Source organism: Psychromonas sp. psych-6C06 (assembly GCF_002835465.1).
In the GTDB taxonomy this organism is placed as follows: domain Bacteria; phylum Pseudomonadota; class Gammaproteobacteria; order Enterobacterales; family Psychromonadaceae; genus Psychromonas.
In genome coordinates this window covers 340,785-362,343 of sequence record NZ_PIZM01000002.1, presented here as the reverse complement: position 1 = coordinate 362,343, position 21,559 = coordinate 340,785, and the positions used below count along the sequence as shown (strand labels likewise).

Annotated in this window: 20 protein-coding genes and 1 tRNA gene; 18 read left to right on the top strand and 3 right to left on the bottom strand. The window is 39.9% G+C overall.

All coding sequences use genetic code 11. The features are described from left to right. Positions 1-31 precede the first annotated feature (31 nt). Positions 32-1,585, bottom strand: coding sequence for an ATP-binding protein (locus tag CW745_RS04790; RefSeq protein ID WP_101107377.1), 1,554 nt, complete (start codon positions 1,583-1,585; stop codon positions 32-34). A gap of 134 nt (positions 1,586-1,719) precedes the next feature. Between CW745_RS04790 and CW745_RS04785 the strand changes: the two genes are divergently transcribed. Both CW745_RS04785 and CW745_RS16565 read left to right on the top strand, forming a co-directional pair. After that, positions 1,720-2,946, top strand: coding sequence for a cystathionine gamma-synthase family protein (locus CW745_RS04785; RefSeq protein ID WP_101107376.1), 1,227 nt, complete (start codon positions 1,720-1,722; stop codon positions 2,944-2,946). Between the two features lie 196 nt (positions 2,947-3,142). Next, the gene (locus CW745_RS16565; RefSeq protein ID WP_153069739.1) at positions 3,143-3,355 is read left to right on the top strand and encodes a hypothetical protein; all 213 of its coding nucleotides are present in this window, start codon (positions 3,143-3,145) and stop codon (positions 3,353-3,355) included. A gap of 27 nt (positions 3,356-3,382) precedes the next feature. On the opposite strand, the gene CW745_RS04775 is transcribed toward CW745_RS16565, so the two are convergent. Further along, positions 3,383-3,793, bottom strand: a complete 411-nt coding sequence (locus tag CW745_RS04775; protein WP_101107374.1) for an RNA-binding protein — start codon at positions 3,791-3,793, stop codon at positions 3,383-3,385. Between the two features lie 111 nt (positions 3,794-3,904). Here CW745_RS04775 and prfC point away from each other — a divergent pair, with 111 nt between their 5' ends. The 4 genes from prfC (at position 3,905) to greA (ending at position 7,759) form a co-directional block, all read left to right on the top strand. Beyond that, complete coding sequence (prfC, locus tag CW745_RS04770) at positions 3,905-5,491, top strand: peptide chain release factor 3 (RefSeq protein WP_101107373.1); 1,587 nt, start codon at positions 3,905-3,907, stop codon at positions 5,489-5,491. Between the two features lie 100 nt (positions 5,492-5,591). Next, positions 5,592-6,428, top strand: coding sequence for a DMT family transporter (locus CW745_RS04765; protein ID WP_202973155.1), 837 nt, complete (start codon positions 5,592-5,594; stop codon positions 6,426-6,428). 14 nt (positions 6,429-6,442) lie between these two features. Continuing rightward, positions 6,443-7,216 (top strand): TatD family hydrolase, encoded by a 774-nt coding sequence (locus CW745_RS04760; RefSeq protein ID WP_101107372.1) that lies wholly within the window; start codon positions 6,443-6,445, stop codon positions 7,214-7,216. Positions 7,217-7,279: 63 nt separating this feature from the next. Further along, positions 7,280-7,759, top strand: coding sequence for a transcription elongation factor GreA (gene greA, locus CW745_RS04755; RefSeq protein WP_101107371.1), 480 nt, complete (start codon positions 7,280-7,282; stop codon positions 7,757-7,759). Between the two features lie 66 nt (positions 7,760-7,825). Here greA and yhbY read toward each other — a convergent pair whose 3' ends face one another. Further along, entirely contained in the window at positions 7,826-8,122 is a 297-nt protein-coding gene (yhbY, locus tag CW745_RS04750) for a ribosome assembly RNA-binding protein YhbY (protein WP_101107370.1), read from the bottom strand. Between the two features lie 87 nt (positions 8,123-8,209). Here yhbY and rlmE point away from each other — a divergent pair, with 87 nt between their 5' ends. The 12 genes from rlmE (at position 8,210) to CW745_RS04690 (ending at position 21,358) form a co-directional block, all read left to right on the top strand. Next, a complete protein-coding gene (gene rlmE / locus CW745_RS04745; protein ID WP_101107369.1) occupies positions 8,210-8,878 on the top strand; it encodes a 23S rRNA (uridine(2552)-2'-O)-methyltransferase RlmE in 669 nt (222 codons plus the stop codon). A gap of 216 nt (positions 8,879-9,094) precedes the next feature. Further along, a complete protein-coding gene (gene ftsH / locus CW745_RS04740) occupies positions 9,095-11,002 on the top strand; it encodes an ATP-dependent zinc metalloprotease FtsH (RefSeq protein ID WP_101107368.1) in 1,908 nt (635 codons plus the stop codon). Positions 11,003-11,073: 71 nt separating this feature from the next. Then, on the top strand, positions 11,074-11,907 hold the full coding sequence (gene folP / locus CW745_RS04735; RefSeq protein WP_101107367.1) for a dihydropteroate synthase: 834 nt from the start codon (positions 11,074-11,076) through the stop codon (positions 11,905-11,907). Between the two features lie 62 nt (positions 11,908-11,969). After that, on the top strand, positions 11,970-13,301 hold the full coding sequence (gene glmM, locus CW745_RS04730) for a phosphoglucosamine mutase (RefSeq protein WP_101107366.1): 1,332 nt from the start codon (positions 11,970-11,972) through the stop codon (positions 13,299-13,301). A 236-nt stretch (positions 13,302-13,537) separates the two neighbouring features. Next, a complete protein-coding gene (secG, locus tag CW745_RS04725; protein WP_101107365.1) occupies positions 13,538-13,861 on the top strand; it encodes a preprotein translocase subunit SecG in 324 nt (107 codons plus the stop codon). Positions 13,862-13,873: 12 nt separating this feature from the next. After that, positions 13,874-13,958, top strand: a tRNA-Leu gene (locus tag CW745_RS04720). A gap of 795 nt (positions 13,959-14,753) precedes the next feature. Next, a complete protein-coding gene (gene rimP, locus CW745_RS04715) occupies positions 14,754-15,212 on the top strand; it encodes a ribosome maturation factor RimP (RefSeq protein WP_101107364.1) in 459 nt (152 codons plus the stop codon). 15 nt (positions 15,213-15,227) lie between these two features. Next, positions 15,228-16,730, top strand: a complete 1,503-nt coding sequence (gene nusA, locus CW745_RS04710; protein ID WP_101107363.1) for a transcription termination factor NusA — start codon at positions 15,228-15,230, stop codon at positions 16,728-16,730. Between the two features lie 19 nt (positions 16,731-16,749). Continuing rightward, positions 16,750-19,383 carry a translation initiation factor IF-2 gene (gene infB / locus CW745_RS04705; protein WP_101107362.1) on the top strand — a complete coding sequence of 878 codons (2,634 nt, stop codon included), beginning with the start codon at positions 16,750-16,752 and terminating at the stop codon, positions 19,381-19,383. Between the two features lie 88 nt (positions 19,384-19,471). Beyond that, a complete protein-coding gene (gene rbfA, locus CW745_RS04700; RefSeq protein WP_101107361.1) occupies positions 19,472-19,891 on the top strand; it encodes a 30S ribosome-binding factor RbfA in 420 nt (139 codons plus the stop codon). Further along, positions 19,891-20,823: a tRNA pseudouridine(55) synthase TruB gene (gene truB / locus CW745_RS04695; protein WP_101107360.1), complete on the top strand. Its 933-nt coding sequence runs from the start codon at positions 19,891-19,893 to the stop codon at positions 20,821-20,823. Before rbfA ends, truB begins: the two co-directional genes overlap by 1 nt. A 319-nt stretch (positions 20,824-21,142) precedes the next feature. Beyond that, positions 21,143-21,358: a hypothetical protein gene (locus CW745_RS04690; protein WP_101107359.1), complete on the top strand. Its 216-nt coding sequence runs from the start codon at positions 21,143-21,145 to the stop codon at positions 21,356-21,358. Positions 21,359-21,559: the final 201 nt, after the last annotated feature.

The window sequence follows — 21,559 nt, the reverse complement described above, 5'->3', positions numbered from 1 at the left end:
AGCTAACAGCTAACAGCTAACAGCTAACAGCTTAATTTAGCGGTAATATCACTGTAAAAGTACTTCCTTTACCCATCTCGCTAGAAACATGAAACTCACCTTTGTGCTGGTGAATAATGGAGTAACTGATTGATAGCCCCAAACCAGTCCCTTTACCTAGCGCTTTGGTTGTGTAAAAGGGGGTGAAAATATCATCTAATTTACTTGGCTCTATGCCACTGCCCGTATCGGATACTTCAATGTATAGTTTGCCTTGCTTATCATGTGCTTTGATAAATACTACTTTCTCATCGCTTTCTTCAACAGCATCTTTAGCGTTAATTAATAAGTTCACCAGGACTTGCTCAATTTGCGTCCTATTACAAACAATAGAGGGTAGAGAAGGTGGTAAAACCTGACGCAATTCAACATCTTCCTGATTATATTGATTGATAATAATATTAATGACACTCTCAAATATAGAGGCAGGAGTTTCTACATTATAATTATCTTGTTCACTATCTCGCCCAAAACTGCCGACTTGCTTAACTATTTTTTCAATACGTTCAACCTGCGTAATGATAGAGCGAAAGTTTTTCTCAACTAATGAGTAGTTTTGCTTTTGTATGTTCTCTTGACACATGTCTGAATGAATACAGATAACTTGTAATGGCTGATTAATCTCATGTGCAATACCTGTTGCAATCTCACCTAATGAAGATAACTTATTCGACTGAATGAGTTTCGATTTACTGGCGGTAAAATCTTTATTAATTGCTTTTAAATGTGACGTTTGTAAATAAAGTTTACGTTTTATCTCTTTATTTCTGCGTACAACATAAAATAATTGCGAAAAAAGAATTGAGAGTAAAAGTCCAATAAAAGTCGCATACTGATAAAAGTGATGCTCATGTAAAGGCCATACCATCAACTTCCAGTCAAAGCCAAGCACCGGTACAGTGAATTGCTGCTGTACTTTGTTAATTAAGACTCTCTCAGGTAATGCGCTGTAGATTGTTCTACCTGATTCAGAGAGAGAGAAAGGGTGCGTGATTTGATAAGTACTGACCTGATGATCAAACAACTGCGTTAAGTTTAATGTCGCTTCGAGGTAACCGATTAGTCCTTTATCATTAAAAATTGGCGCATGTAGATAACTAATCACCTCTTCATTGGGTAATACTTTGTGGGCGCTAAAAAATACGATACTTCGATCTGTGGGGCTAAGCTTTGTATTTAACTTTTGTAATTGACTCGCTTGTTGGGCTAGATCGTTTTTACTCTCATAAAAGCGTTGAAATTGATGCCCAATATTTAGTGTCGGTTGAGGAGCTATTAAGTATATATTGAAACCGGTGAGATAGGGAAGTTGTCCGCTAAGCTGTTCAATATCCTGTAACCAATATGCATTGATCTCATCAATTGAGTGCCAACGTTGTGCAATACCAGATAGGCTTTGAGAATGAAACTTTATTTGCTGCTGAACGGTATGAGCTATTGCTTGGCTTTGGCTAATTATTTCATACTTTTGGTTTGTATTTTCAACCTGTTGAAAATTTTTAGTGATGAAGTAGGTAGCAAGTAAGCCTACAAGAAATATGAACATACTGTATAGATTCGATTTCAACTTAGTCCCTTATTTCTGTATAATGGCAATCAAATTAAGAGTTGATAATATAACAAATCTAAAAGAATAATCGATTTTAGCTAACGCTTTTTAAAAACAGCAAAGGAATTTAGATGTCAGAGCAAGGTTTCACTACAAAAATAGTTCATGCAGACCATTCACTTAACTTAGAAGCTGGCGCTGTACATGCTCCGATTCATAATTCAGTTCCCTACGGTTTTAAAGACGTACAGGGTTTAATCGATGTGTTCCAAGGTCAACCTGGTCATGCTTATGCTCGCTCTTCTACACCTACTCTAGATGCACTTTGTAAAAAAATTCAGTTGATTGATGGTGGGGTTGCCAGTGCGGTTTTTTCATCGGGGATGGCTGCGATTGTTAATACCTTTTTGACACTATTGAAAGAGGGAGATCACTTAATTTGTAGTCGATTTCTGTTTGGTAATACCACTAGTTTATTATCTACATTAAGTGGTTATGGCATTGAAGTTACATTAGTTGATGCAACTCATATCGATGATGTTGTTAATGCAAAACAGGCCAATACAAAAATGGTATTTGTAGAGACCATTGCAAACCCAGTGACTCAAGTCAGTGCATTAGCTGAAATAGGTGATTTTTGTCGCGAACAGGGCTTAGTTTATGTGATTGATAATACAATCACTTCAAGTTACCTATTTGATGCGAATAGCGTTAATGCGAGTTTGATAACTACATCGCTTTCTAAATATGTTGCTGGTCACGGTAATGCGATGGGGGGCTCTGTTACTGATACCGGTTTATTTAACTGGGAGAACTACCCAAACATATATGAAGGTTATCGCAAAGGTGATAGTAAACTGTGGGGAATTAGTCAGATTAAGAAAAAAGGGCTTCGTGATATGGGAGCTTGTTTAAGCTCACAAGGTGCGCACCTTATTTCTGTCGGAAGTGAAACAATGGAATTGCGCATGGACCGTCAAGGTCAAAATGCGATGGCACTTGCTGAATTTTTGCAAGCTCACCCTAAAGTTGAAAAAGTGTATTACCCAGGCCTAGCAGATCACCCGCAACATGAACGCGCAAAGCAGTTATTTTCTGGCTTTGGTGCATTGCTGAGTTTTGACTTAGTTGAAGGCTTTGATTGTTGTGAGCTGTTGAATAAATTAAACCTAGTTATCAGTGCAACGCACCTTGGCGATAATCGTACTTTAGCGCTACCGGTTGCACCAACTATCTACTTTGAGATGGGGCTAGCATTACGCCAAGAGATGGGCATTAGTGAAAATATGATCCGCTGTTCAATCGGCATCGAAAATACTGTTGATTTGATTGCAGATTTTGAACAAGCCTTAGCTTAAATTGAATGTTACTTTATTAAAGAGAATGCTTGTCTCTTTTTTGGTTTGAGGATATATGAAATTATTTATTCTGCCTATGTTGTTACTATTTCAATCAGTTACATGGGCAAATGAAAGTGACTTGGACGAGTGGGGGCGGGCGCTTGGAAATTATAACTTGTGCAGTAATATAGCCACAAAGATAGACGACCAGACAATGTTTAAGTTTTATCAAAAGATGCTTAACGATACACAACTCCCTCTTTTAGCACTTGATAGTGAACGTGTCGGTATAGTTTATGCAACATGGAGTGAGAGTGAAGCAATACTGTCTGCGATTGATGAAGAAAGTTTAAAGCAGATATGTTTAAGTCGCATTGATGATTTATCGCGGAGGATGATTAATAATATAGCCACGCAAGAAAAGTAGTGGCTATGGATGAAGGCTAATTCATAATTAGTCTTCAGGTTGTTTAACATCACCCCAAATATCTTCTGGGTTGACAGTTTTTTCTTCGCTTGGCGTTATATCTTTTACAATAAGCGCTTCAACTGTTTGTTTTTTAGGTGCTTGTTTGAACTGAACTGATGCTGGTTTTTGTTCGCTTTCTTGTGTTGCTTGTGGCGCCTTTGATTCTGCTTTCTTCACACGGATAAGATTACCAGCCAGCTTGAAACCATTTAAATTCTTCATCGCTGCCTTGGCTTCGCCCGGTTTAGGCATTTCAATAAAACCAAAGCCTTTTGATTTACCTGTTTTACTGTCCTTTACTAAATTGCATGACTGTACCTTGCCGTATTCACTAAATAAACTAATTAACTTTTCTTCGGTCGTAGCGACGGCCAGATTACGCACTAATAATTTCATAACACACCATTTTTGATTAAACCATTTTCAGTTGCTTATATTAGCATATATTTCTGCTATAATATGCCCTCGCTTTTTAAAGCAGACTTTATCTATTTGGAAAATCATAAAATGGCAGACGCTAAGTTCCTAGAAGCCGTCAACTGTAGACGCACATTCGCAATTATCTCTCACCCTGATGCTGGTAAAACTACTATCACCGAGAAAGTATTACTATTCGGAAATGCATTACAAAAAGCGGGCACCGTGAAAGGTAAAAAATCCGGCCAACATGCTAAATCAGATTGGATGGAGATGGAGAAAGATCGTGGTATCTCAATCACTACTTCTGTGATGCAGTTTCCTTATAATAATTCGATTGTGAACCTACTCGATACACCTGGACATGAAGATTTCTCTGAAGATACTTACCGTACGCTAACAGCGGTCGACTCTTGTTTAATGGTGATTGACTCTGCAAAAGGTGTAGAGCAACGAACTATTAAATTGATGGAAGTTACACGTTTACGTGATACGCCAATCATCACTTTTATGAATAAATGTGACCGTGATATTCGTGATCCTATCGAGCTGATGGATGAAGTTGAAGATATTCTTAATATCGCCTGTGCACCAATTACTTGGCCAATCGGTATGGGTAAAGAGTTTAAAGGTGTTTACCATATTTTACGTGATGAGGTGATTTTATACTCAACGGGTCAAGGTCATACGATTCAAGATAGTCGAATTATTAAAGGCTTAGATAACCCTGAATTAGATGAAGTTTTACCACTTTATGCCGATGATCTACGTGAAGAGATGGAACTTGTTTTAGGCGCGTCGAATGAGTTTGATTTAGAGATGTTCTTAGCGGGTGAATTAACGCCTGTATACTTTGGTACTGCACTTGGTAACTTTGGTGTTGATCATGTGCTTGATGGTTTAACAGAGTGGGCGCCAAAACCGTTAGCGCGTATTGCTAAAGAGCGTACCGTTGAACCTACCGAAGAAGAGTTTTCTGGATTTATCTTTAAAATCCAAGCAAATATGGATCCTAAGCATCGTGACCGTATCGCCTTTATGCGTGTTTGTTCAGGCAAGTATGAAAAAGGCATGAAAATGTTACATGTACGTACCGGTAAAAAAGTTAGTATTTCTGATGCGGTTACCTTTATGGCTGGCGATCGTGAAGCGGCAGAAGAGGCTTACCCAGGCGATATTATTGGTTTACATAATCACGGCACAATACAGATTGGTGATGCCTTTACCTTGAACGAACCATTAAAATTCACTGGTATTCCAAACTTCGCACCTGAGATGTTTCGTCGTATTCGTTTAAAAGATCCACTGAAGCAGAAACAGTTGTTAAAAGGGTTAATGCAGCTTTCAGAAGAGGGGGCCGTTCAGGTTTTCCGTCCACTACGTAGCAACGATTTAATTGTTGGTGCTGTTGGGGTACTGCAGTTTGAAGTGGTTGTTCAACGCCTTAAGTCAGAATATAAAGTGGAAGCTATTTACGAAGGCATTAGCGTAGCAACTGCGCTGTGGGTTGACAGTGAAGACGCACAAAAAATGGCTGAGTTTGAGAAAAAAGCGTACGATAACTTAGCGTTAGATGGTAGTAATAATCTCACCTATGTGGCGCCAACCATGGTTAACTTAAACCTTGCCATTGAGCGTTATCCTGCGATCAACTTTCGTAAAACACGAGAGCATTAATTGTTCTTCAATTGTTCTTCGCAAAAGCCTAACATTTGTTAGGCTTTTTTATTGTCATTGAGTCATTGTTATAAAAACTTTAAAAGGAACGGACAATAGAATGCAACAAGCTCTATTATGGATGACTGGCACTATATGTTCGTTTGCCTTAATGGCCATTGCCGGGCGAGAGTTGAGTGGTACGATCAATACCTTTCAAGTGCTTTTTGTGAGAAGTTTGCTTGGACTTTTCGTGATTAGCCTTATCATTCTGTCGTTAAACAAAGCCCAATACTTTAAAACCTCACAGATAAAAACACACCTACTACGTAATAGTTTTCATTTCTTAGGGCAATATGGCTGGTTTGTAGGGTTAGGTTTGTTGCCTTTATCACAGGTATTTGCGATTGAATTTACCGTGCCTTTTTGGACTGCAATCATTGCAAGCGTCGTGTTAAAAGATCACCTAAGTGCTTCAAAAATGATAGCAATTGTGATTGCCTTTGCTGGTGTATTGTTCATTGTTAAACCCGCTAGCGATCATTTTGAGAGCGCTACATTGATCGTTCTTCTGGCTGCATTTTGTTATAGTTGCGCACATACAGGAACTAAGGTGTTATCTAAGCATAATAATACACTGACGATTCTTTTTTACATGTGCTTAATCCAACTTCCGATTGGTGCTGTACTGATGATACCTTATTGGACAGTGCCAAGTATGGTTGAGTGGGGATGGATATTTATTGTCGCAATTACGGCATTAACTGCACATTTTTGTATGACGAAGGCAATGCTAACCACCACTGTGACCACTGTTGTTACGTTAGATTTTATGCGTCTACCGTTAATTGCATTGCTTGGTTTTGCATTTTATCAAGAGCCCTTTGGGGCGGTTTCTATTTTAGGGACAGCACTCATCTTTGTTGCCATGTTAATAAATATAAAATCATCACGTTAAATGAAAGGAATAGTATGTTTGTAGATAGCCACTGCCACCTTGACTTTCCTTGCTTTAGCGAAGACTTCACCTCATTAATAGCAGCGCTAGAGCAGAAAAAGATTAAGAAGGTAATTATTCCAGCTACGCAAGTAAGCCATTGGGAGCGGATTGAAATATTGGCACAACAACACGCTTCAATTTATTATAGCCTCGGTATCCACCCTCATTTTTTAAGTGATTTAGGGGCGAATGATTTAACTTTACTCAGTAAAAAATTAAGTAGTGGCGATAATAAATGCATCGCCTTGGGAGAAATTGGTCTAGATAAATTTGCTTCTGCGACAACCCAACAACAGGAAGCGGTTTTTGTCGCACAATTATTAATTGCCGAGCGGCTTGGTTTACCGATCATTCTACATTGTGTGAAGCGTCAGGGGCGAGTATTAGCACTATTGAAAAAGCATAACTTTACTCAAGGTGGTGTTTATCATGCTTTTTCTGGTAGCCTGGAAGTTGCTGATGCATTTATCGCGTTAGGTTTTAAATTGGGTGTCGGTGGCGTGATCACTCATCCGCAGGCAAAACAAGTTAGACAAACGGTCACACAATTACCCCTCGATGCGCTGATCTTAGAGACCGATGCACCTGATATGCCAATTTATCAGCAACAAAGTGCAATAAATAATCCACTAAATATTATTAGCATTTTTAATGAATTATGTTTGTTAAGAAGTGAGCCCAAAGCACAGCTTGCCACGCAACTTTACACAAACGTACATAATATTTTTCCGTTATCCGATGACTAATATATAAAATAGGCGTAAAGTAAGCGCCTTTTTCAAATAGTTTAAAATTTAAGGTGATTTTCCATGGTGCAATACCCAATGACCGCAACAGGCGCTGCCTCTTTACGCAGTGAACTTGAGAAACTTAAAAATGTGACCCGCCCAGAAATTGTTGCTGCTATCGCAGAAGCGCGTGAACATGGTGATCTTAAAGAAAATGCAGAATATCATGCAGCACGTGAACAACAGGGCTTCTGTGAAGGTCGCATTCAAGATATCGAAGCTAAGCTTTCAAATGCACAAATTATTGACGTGAGTAAAATAGCTAATAACGGTAAAGTTATTTTTGGGGCGACAGTAACGATTGTCAATGTTGAAACTGATGAAGAAGTGACCTATAAAATTGTCGGAGATGATGAGGCAAATATTAAATTAAACCTTATCTCTGTTAGCTCGCCGATTGCTCGTGGTTTAATTGGCAAGATGTTAGATGATGAAATCACTATTCAAACCCCCGGTGGTGCGATTGATTATGAAATCATCAATGTACAATATTCAGCGTAATACACTTTAGTTTCGCGCATAAAAAAGCCCAGATTATCTGGGCTTTTTTAATGGTGAAGAGAGAGATTATTTACGTGGTAAATCGATCTTTTTCTCTTCACTTTGGCGGTATAGCACGACAATATGGCCTATTTTTGCTACATTGACCGCTTCAGTTTCACGAACAATTGCATCAATGATCAACTGCTTCATTTCACGATCATCTGTTGCCACTTTTACTTTGATTAACTCGTGGAAATTAAGCGCATTCTCAATCTCAGCAAGTACACCTTCAGTCAGGCCATTTTGGCCAAGTAGCACAACAGGTTTTAGTGGATGCGCTAAACCTTTTAAGTGTTTCTTTTGTTTATTTGATAAATTCATACAAATTCTTTCATTTAAGGGTTGAAAACAAGGCATTCTACCCTTAAATAATATCTTTTACTATTTATAACGTGCAGGGATAAATCCATGGGCAAAAAAGTTAACGCTGGCGAATCAAAACCGGGTGTTTTGAAAAAAGCTAACTCGGGTAGTTCTAAACGCTGGATGCAAGAGCATGTTAATGATTTCTATGTAAAAGAAGCAAATCGACTGGGCTTACGCTCACGTGCCGTCTTCAAACTTGAAGAGATAAATAAAAAAGACAAGCTAATAAAATCGGGCATGACGGTAGTAGATTTAGGGGCCGCTCCAGGTAGTTGGTCACAGTGGTGTGTGGACACTGTTGGTCTAAATGGTAAAGTCATCGCCTGTGACATTCTTGCAATGGATTCAATTGCCGGTGTTGATTTCTTGCAAGGCGACTTCCGCGAAGAGGCTGTGCTAAACGCTTTACTAAAACGTATTGGTGAAAACAAAGTTGACGTTGTGATGTCTGATATGGCACCGAACATGAGTGGTAATGCTGCCATGGATCAACCCAAGTCGATGTACCTTGTTGAGCTTGCACTCGATATGTGTAGAGAAGTATTAGTCAAAGATGGAAGTTTTGTGGTTAAAGTTTTCATGGGGGCTGATTTTGATAAATACATGCAAGAAGTGAAAAACATGTTTAAAGTGGTAAAAACACGCAAGCCAGAATCATCTCGTGCACGATCTCGTGAAGTTTACTTAGTTGCAACAGGTTTCAAAGGGTAGCTCATTAGCATTAATATCAATTGCTTGTAGCAACTGTTGCAACAATTGCACTATGCTTAATACCTTAAACGAAGTATCGCTTTAACTTGCGAATATTCATTAACGACAAAATATAACAACAGTCAGTCATTTTATGGCAAGTATCTAGTGGCAGCTACTTTTAATCTGTAGTAGTCTAACCATTGAATTTTTATTTTTTAACATGAGGTTTACATCTTGAACGATATGGCAAAAAACCTAATATTGTGGTTGGTTATCGCAGTGGTATTAATGTCCCTATTCCAAGGGTTTGGTACCGATGCCAATAAACAAGGCGCAATGGACTACACAACCTTTAATAAAGAGGTTAGCCAAGGGCAAATTCAACAAGTTCAGATCGATGGACAGGTGATTAAAGGCGTTAAAAGTAATCAAAGTGAATTTGTTACTTATATCCCAGCTCCTGATTTAGATCTAATGAATTACCTGATCAAAAATAATGTGAAGGTAGAAGGTACTGCACCTGAAGAAACCAGTTTCTTAGCGTCGATTTTTGTATCATGGTTCCCAATGTTACTGCTAATTGGTGTATGGATCTTCTTCATGCGAAATATGCAAGGTGGTGGTAAAGGTGGGGCGATGTCATTTGGTAAGAGTAAAGCCAAACTGATGGGCGAAGACCAAATTAAAACCACATTTGCAGATGTTGCTGGTTGTGATGAAGCAAAAGAAGATGTGAAAGAGTTAGTTGATTACCTTAAAGATGCGACTAAGTTCCAAAAATTAGGCGGACGTATACCAACTGGTGTTTTACTAGTAGGCCCCCCTGGTACAGGTAAAACATTACTTGCTAAAGCGATTGCCGGTGAAGCTAAAGTACCTTTCTTTGCAATTTCTGGTTCTGACTTTGTTGAGATGTTTGTTGGTGTTGGTGCATCACGTGTGCGTGATATGTTTGAGCAAGCTAAAAAATCAGCGCCTTGTATTATTTTTATCGATGAAATAGATGCGGTAGGTCGCCAACGTGGCAGTGGTGTTGGTGGTGGTAATGATGAGCGTGAACAAACATTAAACCAAATGCTTGTTGAGATGGATGGCTTTGAAGGTAACGAAGGTATCATCGTTGTCGCTGCGACAAACAGACCCGATGTACTGGATGCTGCTTTATTACGTCCTGGACGTTTTGACCGACAAGTTGTTGTTGGTTTACCAGATGTACGTGGACGTGAGCAAATTCTTAACGTACACATGCGTAAACTACCGTTAGCTGATGATGTAAAAGCTAAAATTTTAGCACGTGGTACACCTGGTTTCTCGGGTGCTGATTTAGCGAATTTAGCTAATGAAGCTGCGCTATTTGCCGCTCGTTCAAACAAACGCACCATCACCAAAGAAGATTTCGAGCAAGCGCGCGATAAAATTCTAATGGGCTCTGAACGTCGTAGCCTAGTGATGCGTGAGGAGGATAAAGAGTCTACCGCTTACCATGAAGCAGGGCATGCGATTGTTGCTAAATTAGTTCCGCAACATCACCCAATTCATAAGGTGACAATTATTCCTCGTGGTCGTGCACTTGGCGTGACGCAATTTTTACCTGAAGGTGATCAAATTAGCCAAAATCGCCAAGAGCTTGAAAGTAGTATTTCAGTTGCCTATGGTGGCCGTATTGCTGAAGAGTTGATTTACGGTAAAGACAAAGTGTCAACCGGGGCATCGCAAGATATCAAACAAGCATCTGCGATTGCACGCGCTATGGTTACGGAGTGGGGCTTCTCAGAGAAATTAGGGCCTATATTGCTAACGGCTGAACCTAATTCTCTGCGTTCAAATACAGTATCTCATGAAACGGGTAAACTGATTGATGATGAAGTACGTGGTTTTATTGAAAATAACTATCAGCGTGCATATCAACTGTTAACCGATAACATCGATATTTTACATGCAATGAAAGATGCACTGATGAAATATGAGACTATCGATACTGACCAAGTAGATGACTTAATGGCACGTGTTGAAGTGCGACCACCATCTGATTGGACTGAAGATAAGCCTGAAACACCTAAAGCTGAAGATGAAGCTGTTGCAGAAGAAAAAGAGTCTAATGCAGCGGAAGAAATTGATGTAGACAAAACAGATAAAGAGTAGTTTTATACTGTTTCCAAGAAAAAAACCTAAGCTTGCTTAGGTTTTTTTTTAACTAAAAAGGCAGAGTAAAGATGCAATTGCATAGCGGTAAAAGAAAATTAGACCTAAGCTCACCCAAGGTGATGGGGATATTAAATGTCACCCCAGATTCTTTTTCTGATGGTGGACATTTTTGTAATATTGATAGCGCTCTAAAACAAGCATCGACCATGGTTGAGCAAGGGGCGACTATTATTGATATTGGTGGTGAGTCCACTCGTCCGGGGGCTGCCGATGTGGCGCTACAAGAAGAGTTAGATCGTGTTGTGCCTGTGATTGAAAAAATGTCACAAAACATAGATTGCTGGATCTCTATCGATAGCAGTAAAGCTACTGTAATGCGCGAAGCGGTTAACGCAGGTGCACACCTTATTAATGATGTACGTGCGTTACAGGAAGAGGGAGCATTAAAAGTAGCTGTTGATGCCCAAGTGCCTATCTGTTTGATGCACATGCAGGGGGCGCCCCGTTCAATGCAAACAGCGCCTAATTATGAAAACGTGGTGACTGAAGTTGAAGCGTTTTTATTACAACGTGCACAGGTTTGTCAAACAGCTGGCGTTAAAAAAGAGAATATTATTCTCGACCTTGGTTTTGGTTTTGGCAAGCAGTTACAGCATAACTTCGAACTGTTAGCTGCAACGAAACAATTTGTTACATTAGGCTACCCTATATTAACCGGCGTTTCACGTAAATCGATGTTTGGTCATTTATTAAATCGTGATATAAATGAGCGTCTGGCAGGAAGCTTGGCGGGCGCATTAATCGCAATACAGCAGGGATCGCAAATCATTCGAGTGCATGATGTTGCTGAAACAGTTGATATCATCAAAGTGTTACAGGAAGTAAATTCCCATATTCTATAATCTAGGTCTATTAAGATGTGTAGTTTATAGCAATGTATAACCCATTAAAAAGAAGATAACCGATGAAAAAAAAATATTTTGGTACTGATGGTATTCGTGGCAAAGTAGGTGAGTCCTTAATTACACCTGAGTTTGCATTAAAATTAGGTTGGGCTGCCGGGCGTGTATTAGCCAAATCAGGCTCTAAAAAAGTTTTAATTGGTAAAGATCCGCGTATTTCAGGTTATATGTTAGAAGCTGCACTTCAAGCCGGGTTAACAGCTGCCGGTTTACGACCTGTGCTAATGGGGCCTATGCCTACTCCTGCTGTTGCTTACCTGACTCGTACCTTCCGAGCTACTGCTGGCATCGTGATAAGTGCATCACATAATCCTTTTTATGATAATGGAATAAAGTTTTTCTCCGATGAAGGGGTTAAATTATCGGAACAGGTGGAGCTTGAAATAGAGGCTGAAATAGATAAACCGCTTAAATGTGTTGACTCAAGTGAGCTAGGTAAGGCTTACCGCATCAACGATGCTGCGGGTCGATATATTGAGTTTTGTAAAAGTACCTTTCCATCTAAGTATGATTTAAGTGGGCTTAAAATCGTCGTTGATTGTGCTAATGGGGCAACTTATCACATTGCTCCGATGGTGATCAGTGAGTTAGGGGCACAAGTTATCGCAATGGGTGTTGAGCCTAATGGTGTGAACATTAACTTGAACTGTGGTGCAACGAGCATGCAGGCTCTTTCTGAGCGTGTTGTTGCTGAACAAGCTGATTTTGGTATTGCATTCGACGGTGATGGTGATCGTGTGATGATGGTTGATCATACCGGTTATATCCTCGATGGTGATGAGTTACTGTATATTATTGCCCGTAATCGCTTACGTACTGGTGATCTTCGAGGTGGTGCCGTCGGCACTAAAATGTCTAACCTTGGCTTAGAGCAAGCGTTAAAAACCCTTGGCATTCCTTTTGATCGTAGTGACGTTGGCGATCGTCATGTTATGGAACTGATGAATAAAAATAATTGGTGCATTGGTTCTGAAAATTCGGGTCATGTTATCTGTTCTGATCTGTTACCGACAGGGGACGGTATTGTCTCAGGATTACAAGTAATGAGTGCTATGCGTGGTAGCCGTATGAATTTGCATGAATTACGCCAAGGGATGAAAAAGTATCCGCAAATATTGTTAAGTGTACGTTTTAATAATGAAATTGACCCACTTCAAGATGAAGATGTGCTCGCTGAGTTAAAAGCGATAGAAGCATTATTAGAAGGAAAAGGGCGTGTATTACTTCGTAAATCGGGTACAGAGCCGGTATTTCGTATCATGGTTGAAGCAGATGATAGTGATGATGTGGTACAAGGTTATGCGCAGCGAATTGCCGATCAAGTTAAGGCATAAGTTAACGCTTTAATAAATCTGAACCTATTTATTTGTATATTACTAAGCACTGAAATAAGTGCTTTTAATTTGTTATTTGACTGATATCGAATAAAAAACAACCGAATAAACAATTTAAGTTACAAAACATTAAATTTGTCTACTTATTGTCTTGTGGTTTAGCCTTGTTTTCAGTATTATTCGCCCGCTCTACTAATAGAGTGGGTAAGTTTCTAAGGAATATTAGGTATATTTTTATGTATGAAATACTGTTGGTTGTTTATTTAATTGTTTCAATTATTCTTGTTGGTTTTGTATTAATTCAACAGGGTAAAGGTGCAGGTATGGGCGCTTCATTTGGCTCTGGTGCATCAAATACAGTATTTGGTGCAAGTGGTGCGGGTAACTTCATGACGCGTACAACTGCTATTTTAGCTATTGGATTTTTTGTGCTAAGCCTTGTTCTTGGTAACCTATCTACTAATAAAGTCTCAGAAGATGAAGTGTTTTCAGATTTGACTATTGAAGAGACGGTAGATGTACCTGTAGAAGTAGATACCTCAACACAGATTCCAGAATAACAATTAAAAAATGCGGATGTGGTGGAATTGGTAGACACGCAGCCTTGAGGGGGCTGTGGCTTAGGCCGTGAGAGTTCAAGTCTCTCCATCCGCACCAATTTTAAAACCAAAGTAACATAGTTACTTTGGTTTTTTTATGTCCGAACGATTTCTCTTCATATTGTCTCCTTTCTTAAATGCCGTTTACGTTGCTTTTTTAGGTTAAGGTTAAATAGCCTTAACCTAAAGATTGCCATGCTTGATACTTATATGGATCGGGGGGGAGTTGAATTAAGGCCTTATCATCAAAAATGTAGAGAAAAAAATACCAATAGAATTAATACCAAATCCATTAAATAACTGATCATTTTTACTGGCTAAAAGAAGCTATCTCTGCGTTAAAAGTTTTGCAAATAGAACAACTATTTACTGTAATTTTTCGCCTTGTGCTACCTCCTTTTTCCTACGTAAAACTTGAACACTATATTAGTAGAATTGGTATAAGTCTGTGATCTAAATTTTGTGCAGGAAAAGTGACTTAACCCAAGGTGAAATTTAGCGTAAATGGTTGTTCCTTTTGCAAAAAATAAAACGAAAAGGTAAGTTTTTTTTACCAGTAAAATAGATTGGCTATTTATTTCGTTTGCTAATAAGCATTGCTTAGCAAAGAAAATCTGTTTATAATTCGAACCATTAAAGCGAACTGATAAAAGTTAATTTATTCAGTTTGGCCATTCAGACCAGATTGTTGGTCTCGCTTGTTTTGGGCAAGCAACTGAATGAAGCTCCAATTTATTGGGGCTTTTTTGTTATTTAACCGTTTGAAAAAGTTCAAACGGTTAAAATAAATTAGGGCTATATGCCCTTTTTTTGTTTCTGAACCTAAATATATTAGGTGTAAAAGGGGATAAATTTGGCAAGTTTAGAACAACGATTAACTGAGATGTTTACGCCAAGCGTTGAAGATCTGGGTTATGAATTAGTGGGTATTGAATATATCCGAGCAGGCAACCACTCAACACTCAGAGTGTATATTGACCAAGAGGCAGGCATTCTGGTAGATGATTGTGCTGCAGTAAGTCGTCAAATCAGCGCATTAATGGACGTAGAAGATCCTATTACTAATGAATATACGTTAGAGGTTTCATCACCGGGTTTAGAGCGTCCTTTATTTAGCGCGCAACACTACGCTACCTTTGTGGGCGAAGAAGTTAAAGTGCAACTACGCATGCCAATTCAAAACCGTCGTAAATGGAAAGGCATTATCGATAGTGTTGAAGGTGAAATAATTTGTATTAACGTTGATGGTACACTTGAGCGCTTCGCATTAAGTAATATCCAGAAAGCGAATATTGTTCCAAAATTTGATTAATTAAGGCGATGAAAGATGAATAATAAAGAGATTTTATTAGTCGTAGAAGCGGTATCTAATGAAAAAGGACTTCCACGTGAAGCAATTTTTGAAGCACTAGAGAGCGCATTAGCGATTGCAACAAAGAAAAAATATGAGCAAGAGATTGAAGTACGTGTTGCCATTGACCGTGAAACAGGTGATTTTGAAACATTTCGTCGTTGGTTAGTGCTTGCACCTGATGCTGAAATGGAAAACCCATGTTCAGAGATGACCTTTGAAGCCGCTGAATTTGATAATGCAGAGATTCAAATTGGTGAGTTCATCGAAGATCAGATTGAGTCTGTGAAGTTTGATCGTATTACCACACAAACGGCAAAACAAGTAATCGTACAGAAAGTACGTGAAGCTGAACGCGCTCAAGTTGTAGAGCAATATGCAGAGCAGCAAGGTGAGTTAATCACGGGCGTGGTAAAACGCATGAACCGTGAAAACATCTTATTAGATCTAGGTGGTAATGCAGAAGCAGTTATCTTCCGTGATGAGATGCTACCGCGTGAAAACTTCCGTCCAGGTGACCGCTTACGTGGTCTGCTATTTGATGTTCGCCCCGAAGCACGTGGTGCACAACTGTTTATGACTCGTACACAACCACAAATGCTAATTGAACTTTTCCGTTTGGAAGTGCCTGAAATTGCAGAAGAGATGATTGACCTTGTCGGCGCAGCGCGTGATCCTGGATCTCGTGCAAAAATTGCCGTTAAATCAAATGATCAACGCATTGACCCAATTGGTGCTTGTGTTGGTATGCGTGGCGCACGTGTGCAAGCAATCTCAAGTGAATTGGGTGGCGAACGTGTTGATATTATCCTTTGGGATGAGAACCCTGCACAATTTGCAATTAATGCAATGTCACCAGCTGAAGTTGCTTCTATTGTTGTTGATGAAGATACACACAGCATGGACATTGCAGTTGAAGAAGATAACCTTGCACAAGCGATTGGTCGTAACGGTCAAAATATCCGCCTAGCTTCTGAGCTGACAGGTTGGACATTAAATGTAATGACTGTTGCAGAGCTACAGGCGAAGCATCAAGCGGAAGCTGATAGTGTTATTACTGTATTCACAGAAGCACTTGAAATCGATGAAGATTTTGCTGCTGTGTTAGTAGAAGAAGGTTTCACTTCACTTGAAGAAGTGGCTTATGTACCTGTTAATGAGCTACTTGAAATTGAAGGCCTTGATGAAGAGATGGTTGAAGAGTTACGTACACGAGCTAAAGATGTTTTAGCAACTAAAGCGCTAGCTGCTGAAGAGAGTCTTGAAGGTGCTACGCCTGCTGATGATTTATTAGCACTTGAAGGCCTAGAAGCTCACCTTGCGTTTGTATTAGCGAGTAAAGGTGTAATAACACTTGAAGATCTTGCAGAGCAAGCGGTTGATGATCTTGTTGAGATTGATGAATTAAACGAAGAAAAAGCGGGTGAGCTTATTATGGCTGCGCGTAACATCTGTTGGTTTAGCGAAGATGCTGAATAAGCACAGATAGGAGAAAAATATGTCAGATATATTATTAAATGAGCTCGCAAAAGAGCTAAATAAATCAGCTGAAACGTTGGTTAAACAATTTGCAGATGCAGGTATTACAAAAAGTGCATCAGACAAAGTAACGTTAAAAGAAAAAGAAACGCTAACTACTTACCTGCAAAAGCAACATGGTGGCGAGCAAAAGAAAAAAATGACCTTACAACGTAAAACTAAAACAACGTTGAATGTTAAAGGTCAGTCAGTAAATGTTGAAGTACGTAAAAAACGTACTTATGTAAAACGCACTGATACTGAAGTACAAGCTGAAAATGAAGCAAAAGCTGCTGAAGAAGCTGCTGAGCAGGCTAAACGTCAAGCTGAACTTGATGCACAGAAAGCTGCCGCTGAAAAGCTACAAGCTGAAAAATTAGCTGCTAAGAAAGAAGCTGATGAAAAAGCAAAAAAAGCGGCTGCGGCTAATAAAGAGAAGCAAACTACTGCAAAAGTTGAAAAAACAGCTGAACAAATCGAAGCTGAAAAAGAGGCTGCAGCTCTGCTTAAGAAAGCGGATCAAGAAGCGACAGCTAAAGCTGAAAAAGAAGCAGCGGAGCAAGCAATCATCGCTAAGAAATTAGCTGAAGAGAATGCTGAGCGTTGGGCGAAAGAAGAAGCTGAACGTAAACGTATCGCTGCAGAGCAAGATTACCATGTAACGTCATCTGCTGCGGCACAAGAAGCGGAAGATGCTTCTGATTCTAAAGCGGAAGGTCCAAGCCGTCGTAAGAAAAAGAAAAAAGCTGCAGAGTCACCAGCACAAGCTCCACAAGGTCGTCGCGGTCGTCGTGGTAAAAAAGCACGTGTTGCAACACCTTCAGCATTACAACAAGCATTTGAAAAGCCTGCAGCAAAAGTTGAGCGTGATGTGAAAATTGGTGAAACAATCACTGTTGCTGAACTTGCTAATAAAATGGCAGTAAAAGCGACAGAAGTGATTAAAGAGATGATGAAGATGGGCGCAATGGCGACTATCAACCAAGTTATCGACCAAGAAACGGCAACATTAGTGGCTGAAGAGATGGGCCATAAAGTAATTCTAACTAAAGAAAATGAGTTAGAAGAATCTGTAATGGCTGAAGCTCAACAGGGTGGTGTTTCTACATCACGTGCACCTGTTGTTACTATCATGGGTCACGTTGACCACGGTAAAACATCATTACTTGATTACATTCGTCGTGCAAAAGTTGCTGACGGTGAAGCGGGTGGTATTACACAGCATATCGGTGCTTACCATGTAGATACTGATAAAGGCATGATCTCATTCCTTGATACTCCAGGGCATGCTGCCTTTACATCTATGCGTTCTCGTGGTGCTAAAGCAACTGATATCGTGGTACTGGTTGTGGCTGCTGATGATGGTGTTATGCCACAAACAATTGAAGCGATTCAGCATGCTAAAGCTGCTGGTGTTCCTTTAATCGTTGCGGTTAACAAAATCGATAAAGAAGCTGCTGATCCAGATCGCGTTAAAACTGAGCTTTCTCAGCATGACGTTATCTCAGAAGAATGGGGTGGCGAAAACATCTTCGTACATGTTTCTGCGAAAGTGGGCACAGGTGTTGACGATCTACTTGATAGCATTTTATTACAATCAGAAATGCTTGATTTAGAGGCGGTTGCAAAAGGTCCTGCTTCTGGTGTTGTGATCGAATCCCGTCTAGATAAAGGCCGTGGTCCAGTTGCTTCTATTCTTGTACAACAAGGCGAGCTAAAACAGGGCGACATCGTATTATGTGGTCTTGAGTATGGTCGTGTTCGTGCAATGCGTGATGAAAACGGTAAGCCAATTGAACTTGCTGGCCCATCTATTCCTGTAGAAGTACTAGGTCTATCTGGTGTTCCACAAGCAGGTGATGAAGCGACTGTTGTTAAAGATGAGAAGAAAGCACGTGAAGTTGCGCTTTACCGTCAAGGTAAATTCCGTGATATTAAACTAGCTCGTCAACAAAAAGCGAAACTTGATAACATGTTTACTAACATGGAAGCGGGTGAAGTTTCTGAGCTTAACATCGTACTTAAAGCGGATGTACAAGGTTCACTTGAAGCGATTTGTGATTCATTGAACAAACTATCTACAGATGAAGTTAAAGTTAACATTATCGGTCGTGGTGTGGGTGGTATTACAGAAACGGATGCTTCTTTAGCCTCTGCTTCTGGTGCAATCGTGATTGGTTTCAACGTTCGTGCTGATGCTTCTGCGCGTAAATTGATTGATAACGAAGCGGTTGATTTACATTACTACAGCATCATCTACGATCTAATCGATGAAGTTCGTAGCGCAATGGGTGGATTACTTTCTCCTGAGTTTAAACAAGAGATCACCGGTATTGCTGATGTACGTGATGTATTTAAATCACCAAAAATTGGCGCAATTGCTGGTTGTATGGTTATTGAAGGTAAAATTAAACGTAACAACCCAATCCGTGTCCTACGTGATAACATTGTTATTTACGAAGGTGTACTTGAATCCCTACGTCGCTTTAAAGATGATGCAGAAGAAGTACGTAACGGTATGGAATGTGGTGTTGGCGTTAAAAACTACAATGATGTACGCGTTGGTGACCAAATCGAAGTATTTGAAACTATTGAAGTTAAACGTACTCTTTAATTTTAAATCAGCTTGAATTTAACAATGGAGGCTGTGTGCCTCCATTGTTGTTTGTATAACGATCAATGAGTTGATCTAGGAGTAAAAAATGGCAAATGATTTCAGCCGTACCTCACGCGTTTCGCAACAAGTTCAAAAAGAACTTGCGCGTATATTGCAACAAGAGGTTAAAGATCCACGTATTGGCATGGTCACTATTTCAGGTGTTGATATCACCCGTGATCTGGCATACGCAAAAGTATTTGTAACGTTTTTAACCATTGGAGATCAAACCAATGAAGAGTCCCTTGCTGGCTTAAACTCTGCGTCGGGCTATATTCGTCGCTTGTTAGGTAAAGCGATGCGTTTACGTATTGTGCCTGAAGTACGTTTTTGCTTTGACGAAACACTAACAGAAGGTTTACGTATCTCTGAGTTAGTAAGCGGGGCTGTTAAAAACGATAAAGTAAAAATGGAAGAGTCTGGTCGTGTTGATGAAGACGATCAACATGATGAGGAAAAAGCATAATGGCAAGGCGTGGTAAAGGTCGTAGCATTAATGGTGTTGTCTTATTAGATAAACCAACCGATATTAGCTCTAACCATGCTTTGCAACGTGTTAAACGCATCTTTTTTGCCAATAAAGCGGGACATACTGGTGCGCTTGATCCACTTGCAACGGGTATGTTGCCTATCTGTCTTGGAGAAGCAACTAAGTTTTCTCAGTTTCTGCTAGATTCTGATAAACGTTATATTGTGACTGCAAAGTTAGGTGTGCGTACCGATACCAGCGATTCGCAAGGTGATGTGGTATGTGAGAAACCGGTTTCGGTTACACAGGATCAACTTGATGCCGCTTTGGATACTTTCCGAGGTGATATTATGCAAGTGCCTTCAATGTATTCAGCATTGAAACATGAAGGTAAACCTTTGTATAAATATGCACGCGAAGGGATCACCATTGACCGTCCTGCTCGTCCAATAACAGTCTATGAAATCAATCAATTGCGCTTTGAAGGTGATGAAGTTGATTTAGATATTCATGTCAGTAAAGGGACTTATATTCGTACTATCACCGATGATCTGGGGGAGTTGCTTGGCTGTGGCGCGCATGTTTCTATGCTACGCCGTACACAAGTTGCTGATTACCCCTATGAACGTATGGTGACCATTGAGCAGCTTGATGCCTTAATTGAACAAGCGAAAGCACAGGACATGAGCCCCTATGAATTGCTTGATCCATTATTATTAGAGATGGATACTGCCGTTAAGAATTATCCTGAAGTGAATATCAGTGATGAGATGGGTGATTACATGTTACATGGTCAGCCCGTTCAGGTATTTGGCGCACCCGATGATACTTTAGTACGTATCACCGTTGGTGAAGCACGCACATTTATCGGCATGGGCCAGATGAACGATGATGGCCTTATTGCGCCGAAACGTCTCGTCAACCTTTAATAACTCAGGGCGTCGCTCTTTGGGAAAATATAAGAAGTGCATCCGTCTACTTCACCGCGTTGCGGCTGGCTAAAGCCATTCAAATAGGTTCCTGACCTATTTGTATGCGTTGACAGTACTCACAAATTTATCTGGAATAAATTTGAACATCCGAAGGATGGCCCGTAGGGCGGAGTACAGGATGTACGGAGTTCTTGGTAATCCAAGCTCCGCGCTTTCGCCTTGATCTTTAACCCAAATAGCTTAGCCCTGAATCATTAATTATATGAATTATATGAATTATTAAATTATTAAATTATATATCTGATTAAGACTTATTATGACTAAACTCGACTTCTCTGCTATCAATAAATCTTCTGCTAAATCCTTCAACGAACAGAAAAATATGATCAAAAAAATTGGTAAAGGACAGACTGTGCTTTGCGCTACTTGTAAGCAACCATTACAACTCTCTGTTTCCTCTGACTCTGAAACAGGTGTCAGTTGTGCTAAAGGGTGTACACAAGTTGGCTTGGAAGTTGAAGAGCAGAAATAGCTGAAAGGCTTGAAGGCAAGAAGGTTTTAGGGCTGTAAGGCTTGAAGGCAGAAGGTTTTAGGGCTGTAAGGCTTGAAGGCAAGAAGGTTTTAGGGCTGTAAGGCTTGAAGGCAAGAGGGCTTGAGGTTGTAAGGCTAGAAGCTTTTTAGCATTCCAGCTTTTTTAGCATTCCAGCTTTTCGTCTTTCCTGCCTTCCCTTCG

Excerpts from the sequence above, each read along its gene's own strand:
- CW745_RS04790 (WP_101107377.1), bottom strand. The coding sequence starts at position 1,585 with ATGTTCATATTTCTTGTAGGCTTACTTGCTACCTACTTCATCACTAAA.
- CW745_RS04785 (WP_101107376.1), top strand. The coding sequence starts at position 1,720 with ATGTCAGAGCAAGGTTTCACTACAAAAATAGTTCATGCAGACCATTCA.
- CW745_RS16565 (WP_153069739.1), top strand. The coding sequence starts at position 3,143 with ATGTTTAAGTTTTATCAAAAGATGCTTAACGATACACAACTCCCTCTT.
- CW745_RS04775 (WP_101107374.1), bottom strand. The coding sequence starts at position 3,793 with ATGAAATTATTAGTGCGTAATCTGGCCGTCGCTACGACCGAAGAAAAG.
- prfC (WP_101107373.1), top strand. The coding sequence starts at position 3,905 with ATGGCAGACGCTAAGTTCCTAGAAGCCGTCAACTGTAGACGCACATTC.
- CW745_RS04765 (WP_202973155.1), top strand. The coding sequence starts at position 5,592 with ATGCAACAAGCTCTATTATGGATGACTGGCACTATATGTTCGTTTGCC.
- CW745_RS04760 (WP_101107372.1), top strand. The coding sequence starts at position 6,443 with ATGTTTGTAGATAGCCACTGCCACCTTGACTTTCCTTGCTTTAGCGAA.
- greA (WP_101107371.1), top strand. The coding sequence starts at position 7,280 with ATGGTGCAATACCCAATGACCGCAACAGGCGCTGCCTCTTTACGCAGT.
- yhbY (WP_101107370.1), bottom strand. The coding sequence starts at position 8,122 with ATGAATTTATCAAATAAACAAAAGAAACACTTAAAAGGTTTAGCGCAT.
- rlmE (WP_101107369.1), top strand. The coding sequence starts at position 8,210 with ATGGGCAAAAAAGTTAACGCTGGCGAATCAAAACCGGGTGTTTTGAAA.
- folP (WP_101107367.1), top strand. The coding sequence starts at position 11,074 with ATGCAATTGCATAGCGGTAAAAGAAAATTAGACCTAAGCTCACCCAAG.
- glmM (WP_101107366.1), top strand. The coding sequence starts at position 11,970 with ATGAAAAAAAAATATTTTGGTACTGATGGTATTCGTGGCAAAGTAGGT.
- secG (WP_101107365.1), top strand. The coding sequence starts at position 13,538 with ATGTATGAAATACTGTTGGTTGTTTATTTAATTGTTTCAATTATTCTT.
- nusA (WP_101107363.1), top strand. The coding sequence starts at position 15,228 with ATGAATAATAAAGAGATTTTATTAGTCGTAGAAGCGGTATCTAATGAA.
- infB (WP_101107362.1), top strand. The coding sequence starts at position 16,750 with ATGTCAGATATATTATTAAATGAGCTCGCAAAAGAGCTAAATAAATCA.
- rbfA (WP_101107361.1), top strand. The coding sequence starts at position 19,472 with ATGGCAAATGATTTCAGCCGTACCTCACGCGTTTCGCAACAAGTTCAA.
- truB (WP_101107360.1), top strand. The coding sequence starts at position 19,891 with ATGGCAAGGCGTGGTAAAGGTCGTAGCATTAATGGTGTTGTCTTATTA.
- CW745_RS04690 (WP_101107359.1), top strand. The coding sequence starts at position 21,143 with ATGACTAAACTCGACTTCTCTGCTATCAATAAATCTTCTGCTAAATCC.